The following is a 10,645-nucleotide window of genomic DNA, read 5'->3' as shown; positions in this document are numbered from 1 at the left end:
TTCCGCGTATGTGGTGGTGGGGGTTTGTCAGGAGTATATGCCCGTTGCGCAGACGCAAGTTCTGCGGCGGGTGCTCAAGGGTGGAATATCAACAAATAGCGGCTGCTTGTTCTTCTCTTTCTCTAGTACGGATGCATGGTCTTTGGATTGTGTGTTCTGGAACGGCGGGGAGCGGGGTGGGTGGTTTAGTGTTTGGCACACTGTTGGGTCCTGAGACAACAGGGCCGGGGGATTGGTTTTCTTCGGTACTTGTTTGTTTCTGGTTTCCTGGCTGCACCGAGTGCGCACGTGCGTGTGTGGGGTGTGTGGTTTGGGGTTGTTGTTTGAGAACTACATAGTGGACGCGAGCATCTTTTATAAGAAGCAATTTCCAAGAATATGAACCTGGATCTGGCTGCGCGTGATGATGGCTTCCTTTTGGGGAGTGGTTGTTGGGTGTGGTTGGTTTTCGTGGTTCTCTCGAAAAGTGTTTTTTGATCTTTTGTGGTCAAGTTTTTAAGAGCACACGGTGGATGCCTTGGCATTAGGAGCCGAAGAAGGACGTAGGAATCTGCGATAAGCCTGGGGGAGTCGATAACCGGACTGTGATCCCAGGGTGTCCGAATGGGGAAACCCCGCCAGGGGCTGCAAGGTTGCCTGGTGACCCGCATCTGAACACATAGGGTGCGTGGAGGGAACGCGGGGAAGTGAAACATCTCAGTACCCGCAGGAAGAGAAAACAATAGTGATTCCGTTAGTAGTGGCGAGCGAACGCGGATCAGGCTAAACCGTTCCATGTGTGATAGCCGGCGGGCGTTGCATGGTCGGGGTTGTGGGACTTTCCATACCAGTTCTGCCGGGCTGGTGGGGTGTGATGTGCGCGCATAGGTGAGCGGTCTTGAAAGGCCGGCCAGAGAGGGTGTTAGCCCCGTAACCGTAATGCGTTGTGCCGCCTGTGAGAGTATCCCAAGTAGTACGGGGCCCGAGAAATCCCGTGCGAATCTGTCAGGACCACCTGATAAGCCTAAATACTCCCTAATGACCGATAGCGGACCAGTACCGTGAGGGAAAGGTGAAAAGTACCCCGGGAGGGGAGTGAAACAGTACCTGAAACCGTGTGCTTACAATCCGTCGGAGCAGCCTTTGTAGTTGTGACGGCGTGCCTTTTGAAGAATGAGCCTGCGAGTTAGTGTTACGTCGCGAGGTTAACCCGTGTGGGGCAGCCGTAGCGAAAGCGAGTCTGAATAGGGCGTTGCAGTGGCGTGATCTAGACCCGAAGCGAAGTGATCTACCCATGGCCAGGTTGAAGCGACGGTAAGACGTCGTGGAGGACCGAACCCACTTCAGTTGAAAATGGAGGGGATGAGCTGTGGGTAGGGGTGAAAGGCCAATCAAACTTCGTGATAGCTGGTTCTCCCCGAAATGCATTTAGGTGCAGCGTTGCGTGTTTCTTGCTGGAGGTAGAGCTACTGGATGGCTAATGGGCCCTACAAGGTTACTGACGTCAGCCAAACTCCGAATGCCGGTAAGTGAGAGCGCAGCAGTGAGACTGTGGGGGATAAGCTTCATAGTCGAGAGGGAAACAGCCCAGACCACCAACTAAGGCCCCTAAGCGTGTGCTAAGTGGGAAAGGATGTGGAGTTGCGAAGACAACCAGGAGGTTGGCTTAGAAGCAGCCATCCTTAAAAGAGTGCGTAATAGCTCACTGGTCAAGTGATTCCGCGCCGACAATGTAGCGGGGCTCAAGTACACCGCCGAAGTTGTGGCATTCAGATATTAGCTAAGCCCTTGTGGTTCAGGCGTCTGGATGGGTAGGGGAGCGTCGTGTGGGCAGTGAAGTCGCGGTGTAAACCAGCGGTGGAGCCTACACGAGTGAGAATGCAGGCATGAGTAGCGAAAGACGGGTGAGAAACCCGTCCGCCGAATGATCAAGGGTTCCAGGGTCAAGCTAATCTGCCCTGGGTAAGTCGGGACCTAAGGCGAGGCCGACAGGCGTAGTCGATGGACAACGGGTTGATATTCCCGTACCGGCGAAAAACCGCCCATGCTGAACAGGGGATACTAACTGCCCGAGACCTGCCCGATCACCCTTGTGGTGTGAGGGTTTTGGTGGAGCGCAGGACCTGATCCTGGGAGGCAAGCGTATTAACAGGTGTGACGCAGGAAGGTAGCCAAGCCGGGCGATGGTTGTCCCGGTCTAAGGATGTAGGGCGAACGGTAGGCAAATCCGCTGTTCATGATGCCTGAGATCTGATGGGACCCCCGTTTGGGGGGATTTGGTGATCCTATGCTGCCGAGAAAAGCATCGACGCGAGGTTTTAGCCGCCCGTACCCCAAACCGACACAGGTGATCAGGTAGAGAATACTAAGGCGATCGAGAGAATTATGGTTAAGGAACTCGGCAAAATGCCCCCGTAACTTCGGGAGAAGGGGGGCCCCAACCTTGAACACCACGTGCTGGTGGGAGGGGATCGGGGCCGCAGAGACCAGGGGGAAGCGACTGTTTACTAAAAACACAGGTCCGTGCGAAGTCGCAAGACGATGTATACGGACTGACTCCTGCCCGGTGCTGGAAGGTTAAGAGGACCGGTTAGCCGCAAGGCGAAGCTGAGAATTTAAGCCCCAGTAAACGGCGGTGGTAACTATAACCATCCTAAGGTAGCGAAATTCCTTGTCGGGTAAGTTCCGACCTGCACGAATGGAGTAACGACTTCCCCGCTGTCTCAACCATAAACTCGGCGAAATTGCAGTACGAGTAAAGATGCTCGTTACGCGCAGCAGGACGGAAAGACCCCGAGACCTTTACTATAGTTTGGTATTGGTGTTCGGAGTGGCTTGTGTAGGATAGGTGGGAGACGTTGAAGCCCGGACGCCAGTTCGGGTGGAGTCATCGTTGAAATACCACTCTGGTCACTTTGGACATCTAACTTCGGCCCGTAATCCGGGTCAGGGACAGTGCCTGATGGGTAGTTTAACTGGGGCGGTTGCCTCCTAAAAAGTAACGGAGGCGCCCAAAGGTTCCCTCAGCCTGGTTGGCAATCAGGTGTCGAGTGTAAGTGCACAAGGGAGCTTGACTGTGAGAGAGACATCTCGAGCAGGGACGAAAGTCGGGACTAGTGATCCGGCGGTACATTGTGGAATGGCCGTCGCTCAACGGATAAAAGGTACCTCGGGGATAACAGGCTGATCTTGCCCAAGAGTCCATATCGACGGCATGGTTTGGCACCTCGATGTCGGCTCGTCGCATCCTGGGGCTGGAGTAGGTCCCAAGGGTTGGGCTGTTCGCCCATTAAAGCGGTACGCGAGCTGGGTTTAGAACGTCGTGAGACAGTTCGGTCCCTATCCGCTGCGCGCGCAGGAAATTTGAGAAGGGCTGTCCTTAGTACGAGAGGACCGGGACGGACGAACCTCTGGTGTGTCAGTTGTACTGCCAAGTGCACCGCTGATTAGCTACGTTCGGATGGGATAACCGCTGAAAGCATCTAAGCGGGAAGCTCGCTTCAAGATGAGATTTCCATACACCATTGTGTGTGAGAGGCCCCCAGCCAGACCACTGGGTTGATAGGCCGGATGTGGAAGCGAGGACTAACGACTCGTGAAGCTGACCGGTACTAATAGGCCGATAACTTACACCACACACCCACCCCGCAAACGGATTCAAAAGCGTTTGCACCCGGGGCGGGTAAAAAGAAAACAAGACTGCTTGCGTCCACTATGTGGTTCCCAAACAACAAACCCAGGTTCGTTGTCAGGGAACACCAACTACATACACAACACCACAACTGCCTTCAACAGCAGAAGTTGTAACCACAAAGTTTTCCCACCCCCACCAGGGTGCGGAGCAAGGGTTACGGCGGTCATAGCGTGGGGGAAACGCCCGGTCCCATTCCGAACCCGGAAGCTAAGACCCACAGCGCCGATGGTACTGCACCCGGGAGGGTGTGGGAGAGTAGGTCACCGCCGGACAACCATTAGGTCGAGGCCCCAACCACACGGTTGGGGCCTCCCACATTTAACACCCACCACCAAAGACACCCAACAGCCGACGGCCGAAGACACCGGGCAGTTGGGGATCGCCTGCACGCCTAGACTTACGGTCATGACCTCGAGTTCCAGCGGTGCACAGGCTCGGCGGGCGACCATCCTGGACGTGGCAGCCGCCGCTGGAGTTTCCCGGCAGACTGTAACGCGGGCAATGAATGACATGCCCGGAATCAGCGCGGGCACAAGAGAGCGCGTGCAGCGGCTCGCAGCAGAGCTGGGGTATTCCCCCAGCCGCTTCGCGAAGGGCCTGGTTCAAGGCGCCCGAACCTCGCTGGGGCTTGCTATCCCGGATCTGACCAACCCCTACTTTCCAGCCTTTGCCTCCAGCGTCGTGGAAGAAGCCACCCAGAGGGGTTGGAATGTGGTGGTCGATGATTTTGGCCACGGCAGCGGGAGCGGCTTGGATGCCGTGGCCAGGCTGGAGCCCCAGGTGGACGCCCTCGTTGGCTATCTCGGTGCAGCCTCTAACGACGCCCAGACGCTGATGGGCCGGCGCCCCGTGGTGGTGCTCGATTACCCCCTAGGCCATGCGGCCGGTGCCATCTCCTTTGACTACCCCTACGCGGCAAGGCTTGCTCTGGGACAGCTCCTGGCTGCCGGGCGCCGGCACATTGCCTACCTTGACTCAGACCACGATGGGGCGGTCAGCACCCGCGGGCTTGCTGTTGCCGCGGCTGCGGAGGAGGCCGGCGTGGAGCTCGTCGTCCTGCAGGCTGCAGCGGACTCGGCCCCTTCAGCCAGGGAAGTTGTCCGGATAAAGGTTGAACGGCAAAGGGGCGTCGATGGTCTATTGGTCTTCAATGACCTCATGGCGGCTGGTGCGCTAAAAGGGCTGCACGACGCCGGGTGGAAGGTGCCGGAGGACTGTGCAGTGATCGGCATGGACGGCATCGCCCTGGGTGAGCTCGTAACGCCGGAGCTCACCACTCTCTCACTCGACCTTAGGGCGGTAGGCCGGGCCGCCGTCGACCTCGTGGACAATCTGCTGTCCGGCGCTGTCGAGGGCAGAAGCCCCGATGCTTCACTGGTCCTCAAGCACCGGCTGGTCCTCCGCCAGTCGGCCTGACCCCTACTCAAACCCTCGCTGACCGGTTACGCTGGAACAATTGCCGTGAACGTTCACGCAACCCTGCGGACGGCATTGCCCGCCGTGTTCCGCCACCTCCGACTCCCTGAAGCAAGGAAGCCCATGTCAGTCCAATCACCCTCCGCACTGTCGGACAGCAGCGCGGAAAGCGCCCCCGAAACCACCTCTGGTTCAGCAGGCGGCCAAAGCCTGGCGCTGGGTGCTGCGGAAGTTCAAGGACTCGAGTCGCTTGCGCCCGGGAGAGGCGCCCTACCCGCACGCGCCTACCTGCACAGCAACGCCCCCAAGCTGTCGCTGAACGGAGATTGGCAGTTCCGGCTCAGCCCCGGAATCCGCTTGGCGCCCAATGACGGATGGCAGCTGGGAAAGGATCTGGACGGCTTCAAGAGCCTGCCTGTGCCGTCCAGTTGGCCAATGCGCGGACATGGCGCTCCCGCCTACACGAACGTCCAGTTCCCCTTCGCCGTCGAGCCGCCGCATGTGCCGGAAGCCAATCCCATCGGGGACCACGTGATGGTATTTGAGGCAGGACCCGGATTCTTTCCCAACGCGCTTTTGCGGTTCGACGGCATCGAGTCCGCAGGAACGGTATGGCTGAACGGAGTGGAACTTGGCACCACGCGGGGCAGCCGGCTTGCGCATGAGTTCAATGTCTCCGGGATCCTTGTGCCGGGGGAGAACACCTTGGCAGTGCGGGTCGCGCAGTTCTCGGCCGCCAGCTATGCGGAAGACCAGGACATGTGGTGGCTCCCGGGCATCTTCCGCGATGTAACCCTACAGGCAAGGCCCCACGCCGGCATTGATGACGTCTTCGTCCATGCCGGCTACGACCACGCTACGGGCGAAGGAATCCTCAAAGTCGACGTAACCCGGGGCGGCGAGGCGACTGACGCCGTCGTCCGCGTTCCGGAACTGAACCTGGAACTCTCCGCCGGCACGGAGGTGCGCGTCCCCGCCGTCGAACCGTGGTCGGCGGAAATGCCCCGGCTCTACGAGGCGACAATCACTGCTCCCGGTGAAACCGTGGCGTTGCAGGTCGGCTTCCGCAGCATCAGTATCGAGGACGCCCAGTTCAAGGTGAACGGCCGGCGGATCCTTTTGCGCGGCGTCAACCGCCACGAGCACCATCCGCGCCTCGGTCGGGTGGTTCCACGGGACGTGGTGGAGGCCGAACTGCGCCTCATGAAGCAACACAACATCAATGCCATCCGCACCTCCCACTATCCGCCGCACCCGGACTTCCTGGCGCTTACTGACCAGCTTGGCTTTTACGTTGTTCTTGAGTGTGACTTGGAGACCCACGGCTTTGAGAGCGCAGGCTGGGCGCAAAACCCAAGCGACGATCCCCAGTGGGAAGCCGCGCTGGTAGACCGTATTCGCCGCACAGTTGAGCGCGACAAGAACCACCCGGCGGTCATCATGTGGTCGCTCGGCAACGAAGCTGGCACCGGCAGGAACCTGGCGGCAATGTCGCGTTGGACAAAGGACCGGGATCCGTCCCGCCCCGTCCACTATGAGGGGGACTGGTCTTCCGCGCATGTGGATGTCTACTCCAGGATGTACGCAAGTCAGGCGGAAACGGCCCTCATCGGCCAGGGGATTGAGCCGGCTCTGGAAGACTCCGCACTGGACGCCCGGCGCCGGGCCATGCCGTTCGTGCTCTGTGAGTACGTGCACGCGATGGGTAACGGCCCCGGCGGCATGAGCGAGTACCAGGACCTTTTCGAGAAGTACCCCCGCCTGATGGGCGGCTTTGTGTGGGAGTGGCTGGAGCACGGTATTACAGTTTCCACGCCCGACGGTGTTGAGCACTACGGCTACGGCGGCGACTTCGGGGAGGAAGTCCACGACGGCAATTTCGTCACTGATGGACTTGTTGACGCGGACCGGAAGCCTCGGCCGGGGCTGTTGGACTTCAAGAAGGTCATTGCACCGCTGCGCATCTCCGTGGCTGGCGACTGGTCGGGCTTCACCCTCCGGAACGGCCTGGACTTCGCCGACACGTCCGCATTCAGCTTCCGCTACGAAGTGGAGGCCGACGGCGGCACTCTCGACGCCGGCACTGTGGAGGTTTCGCCCGTGGCAGCTCAGTCCGAGGCGACGGTGGAGCTGCCCGCCCAGATCGTTGCGCTGGGTGCAGGATTGGCTGACGGCCGCACTGCGGTTCTCACGGTCCGTGCGGTGACCGGCTTTGATTCCGCGTGGGCGGAGGCGGGCCACGAGATTGCCTGGGGGCAGTCTGTGCGGGAAGCGGGTGCATACGTGGAACCGATGCCGGTTGAACGTGTCCAGGTCAAGGACAACGACCTGACACTCGGCCCGGTTGTTTTCAGCCGTGCCACCGGCATGCCCACGTCAATTGGCGGCATACCAGTGGAGAAACTGGGGTTGAATCTGTGGTGGGCCCCCACTGATAACGATCTTGGCAGGGAGTGGGGCGGCCCCGACGAACGGCCAATCGCCACCCAGTGGCAGGATGCCCGGCTGAATCGGCTGCACACCCGGTTGCTGGGCATCTCCGCAGAAGCAGGGAAGGGCGGCGGTGAAGCACTGACGGTCCGTACCCGCGTAAGTGCAGCCGACAAGCAGTACGGCGTGTTTGTGGACTATACGTGGGCCGTTGACGGTGAAACTGTGGTCCTGCGAACCCAGGTTCGACGTGATGGAGAGTGGGTCAACCGCGGCTTTGAGGTTGAGTGGGCGCGGCTGGGGCTGGAACTGGTTTTGGCTGAAGAGACTGGATCGGTGAGCTGGTTCGGCCAGGGCCCGCATCAGAGCTATCCCGACACCGGGCAGGGAGCGCGGACCGGCTGGTTCTCGCTCCCCTTGGCGGAGATGGATGTGGACTACGTGCGGCCGCAGGAGTGCGGGGCCCGGTCCGGCACCCGTTCCGCCGCGCTGCAGCTCGCTGGACGGGTCCTTGAGATCTGCGGTGATCCCTTTGCCCTGACGGTCAGGCCCTACAGCCAGGACGTTTTGGACGCTGCCGCACACCGGCCGGACCTGAAGGCTGACGGCCGCACCTACCTGTACGTTGACCACGCGCTGCGGGGCGTGGGAACCGCGGCCTGTGGTCCAGGCGTCCTGGAGCAGTACCGCCTCATGCCCCGGGACGCCGAGTTCACCCTGACGCTGAAGGTCCGCAACTGACGGACCTGAAAATGTGAGCCAGTCCATACCAAGCCCTTACGGTGCGCGACGGCTCTGACTCCGGCGTTCTGCCTCCGAAAACCGCGCAAATCCGGGGGTTTTCGGAGGCAGGGCATCCCTCCCGGGGACGATTTGCCGACCGGCTGCGGGCCGTGTATTGTTTTCTGAGTCGCCGCCGCTGAAGCGGAAAAATAGCGGCCAACCCCCCTTGCAAACAGCCTGAAAATGGTTCGCCAACTGGCGCGCCGGATACGGGTGGGGCTGGTTGAGGAAGCGAAAGTCGCGGAAACGCCGATTTGCAAAGCTCCTCGAAACCGGGTAAGTTTGAGAAGTTGCTCCGGAGCGATCCACGGCTGAGAAGTGCTGGTGGTGGTGCCGGGTGTGTCTGTTGTTTGAGAACTCAATAGTGTGCCAAGTTTGTTGATACCAATTGTTTTATTGATTGGTTGTTTTTGCTGGATCCGCCACCCCGTGGTGTGGTCTGGTTTTTACAGCTGGTTTCAAATTTTGTGCAGCTTTTGGTCCCGTTTTCCCGGGGCTGGGGGTTGTGTCTGTTTTACTTCAACGGAGAGTTTGATCCTGGCTCAGGATGAACGCTGGCGGCGTGCTTAACACATGCAAGTCGAACGATGAAGCCAGCTTGCTGGTGGATTAGTGGCGAACGGGTGAGTAACACGTGAGTAACCTGCCCTTAACTCTGGGATAAGCCTGGGAAACTGGGTCTAATACCGGATATGACTCCTCATCGCATGGTGGGGGGTGGAAAGCTTTATTGTGGTTTTGGATGGACTCGCGGCCTATCAGCTTGTTGGTGAGGTAATGGCTTACCAAGGCGACGACGGGTAGCCGGCCTGAGAGGGTGACCGGCCACACTGGGACTGAGACACGGCCCAGACTCCTACGGGAGGCAGCAGTGGGGAATATTGCACAATGGGCGCAAGCCTGATGCAGCGACGCCGCGTGAGGGATGACGGCCTTCGGGTTGTAAACCTCTTTCAGTAGGGAAGAAGCGAAAGTGACGGTACCTGCAGAAGAAGCGCCGGCTAACTACGTGCCAGCAGCCGCGGTAATACGTAGGGCGCAAGCGTTATCCGGAATTATTGGGCGTAAAGAGCTCGTAGGCGGTTTGTCGCGTCTGCCGTGAAAGTCCGGGGCTCAACTCCGGATCTGCGGTGGGTACGGGCAGACTAGAGTGATGTAGGGGAGACTGGAATTCCTGGTGTAGCGGTGAAATGCGCAGATATCAGGAGGAACACCGATGGCGAAGGCAGGTCTCTGGGCATTAACTGACGCTGAGGAGCGAAAGCATGGGGAGCGAACAGGATTAGATACCCTGGTAGTCCATGCCGTAAACGTTGGGCACTAGGTGTGGGGGACATTCCACGTTTTCCGCGCCGTAGCTAACGCATTAAGTGCCCCGCCTGGGGAGTACGGCCGCAAGGCTAAAACTCAAAGGAATTGACGGGGGCCCGCACAAGCGGCGGAGCATGCGGATTAATTCGATGCAACGCGAAGAACCTTACCAAGGCTTGACATGAACCGGAAACGCCTGGAGACAGGTGCCCCGCTTGCGGTCGGTTTACAGGTGGTGCATGGTTGTCGTCAGCTCGTGTCGTGAGATGTTGGGTTAAGTCCCGCAACGAGCGCAACCCTCGTTCTATGTTGCCAGCACGTGATGGTGGGGACTCATAGGAGACTGCCGGGGTCAACTCGGAGGAAGGTGGGGACGACGTCAAATCATCATGCCCCTTATGTCTTGGGCTTCACGCATGCTACAATGGCCGGTACAAAGGGTTGCGATACTGTGAGGTGGAGCTAATCCCAAAAAGCCGGTCTCAGTTCGGATTGGGGTCTGCAACTCGACCCCATGAAGTCGGAGTCGCTAGTAATCGCAGATCAGCAACGCTGCGGTGAATACGTTCCCGGGCCTTGTACACACCGCCCGTCAAGTCACGAAAGTTGGTAACACCCGAAGCCGGTGGCCTAACCCCTTGTGGGAGGGAGCTGTCGAAGGTGGGACTGGCGATTGGGACTAAGTCGTAACAAGGTAGCCGTACCGGAAGGTGCGGCTGGATCACCTCCTTTCTAAGGAGCACCTACAAACCGTTCATGGCCGCGTATGTGGTGGTGGGGGTTTGTCAGGAGTATATGCCCGTTGCGCAGACGCAAGTTCTGCGGCGGGTGCTCAAGGGTGGAATATCAACAAATAGCGGCTGCTTGTTCTTCTTTCTTCTCTAGTACGGATGCATGGTCTTTGGATTGTGTGTCGTGGAACGGCGGGGAGTGGGGTGGGTGGTTTAGTGTTTGGCACACTGTTGGGTCCTGAGACAACAGGGCCGGGGGATTGGTTTTCTTCGGTACTTGTTTGTTTCTGGTTTCCTGGCT

The 10,645-nt window shown here is 59.1% G+C and carries 3 protein-coding genes and 3 rRNA genes; 5 read left to right on the top strand and 1 reads right to left on the bottom strand.

Annotated elements, in window-relative coordinates; translation table 11 throughout:
• Nucleotides 1-485 precede the first annotated feature (485 nt).
• The 5 genes from CXX84_RS18870 to CXX84_RS18850 all read left to right on the top strand — a co-directional run bounded on the left by CXX84_RS18870 (nt 486) and on the right by CXX84_RS18850 (nt 10,345).
• Nucleotides 486-3,615, top strand: a 23S ribosomal RNA gene (locus CXX84_RS18870).
• 213 nt (nt 3,616-3,828) lie between these two features.
• Nucleotides 3,829-3,945, top strand: a 5S ribosomal RNA gene (gene rrf / locus CXX84_RS18865).
• A gap of 133 nt (nt 3,946-4,078) precedes the next feature.
• On the top strand, nt 4,079-5,089 hold the full coding sequence (locus tag CXX84_RS18860) for a LacI family DNA-binding transcriptional regulator (RefSeq protein ID WP_102978261.1): 1,011 nt from the start codon (nt 4,079-4,081) through the stop codon (nt 5,087-5,089).
• Nucleotides 5,090-5,212: 123 nt separating this feature from the next.
• Nucleotides 5,213-8,260 (top strand): glycoside hydrolase family 2 TIM barrel-domain containing protein, encoded by a 3,048-nt coding sequence (locus tag CXX84_RS18855; RefSeq protein WP_102978260.1) that lies wholly within the window; start codon nt 5,213-5,215, stop codon nt 8,258-8,260.
• Nucleotides 8,261-8,821: 561 nt separating this feature from the next.
• Nucleotides 8,822-10,345: ribosomal RNA gene (locus tag CXX84_RS18850) — 16S ribosomal RNA — on the top strand.
• 114 nt (nt 10,346-10,459) lie between these two features.
• Here CXX84_RS18850 and CXX84_RS19380 read toward each other — a convergent pair.
• Nucleotides 10,460-10,645 (bottom strand): hypothetical protein (locus tag CXX84_RS19380; protein ID WP_223253168.1); only part of this gene is annotated, 186 nt, incomplete at its 5' end.

The organism is Arthrobacter sp. AFG7.2 (assembly GCF_002892835.1).
Lineage (GTDB): Bacteria > Actinomycetota > Actinomycetes > Actinomycetales > Micrococcaceae > Arthrobacter.
The sequence above is the reverse complement of the archived record's forward strand: the minus strand, read 5'-3'. Positions and strand labels throughout refer to the sequence as shown.

Excerpts from the sequence above, each read along its gene's own strand:
- CXX84_RS18860 (WP_102978261.1), top strand. The coding sequence starts at position 4,079 with ATGACCTCGAGTTCCAGCGGTGCACAGGCTCGGCGGGCGACCATCCTG.
- CXX84_RS18855 (WP_102978260.1), top strand. The coding sequence starts at position 5,213 with ATGTCAGTCCAATCACCCTCCGCACTGTCGGACAGCAGCGCGGAAAGC.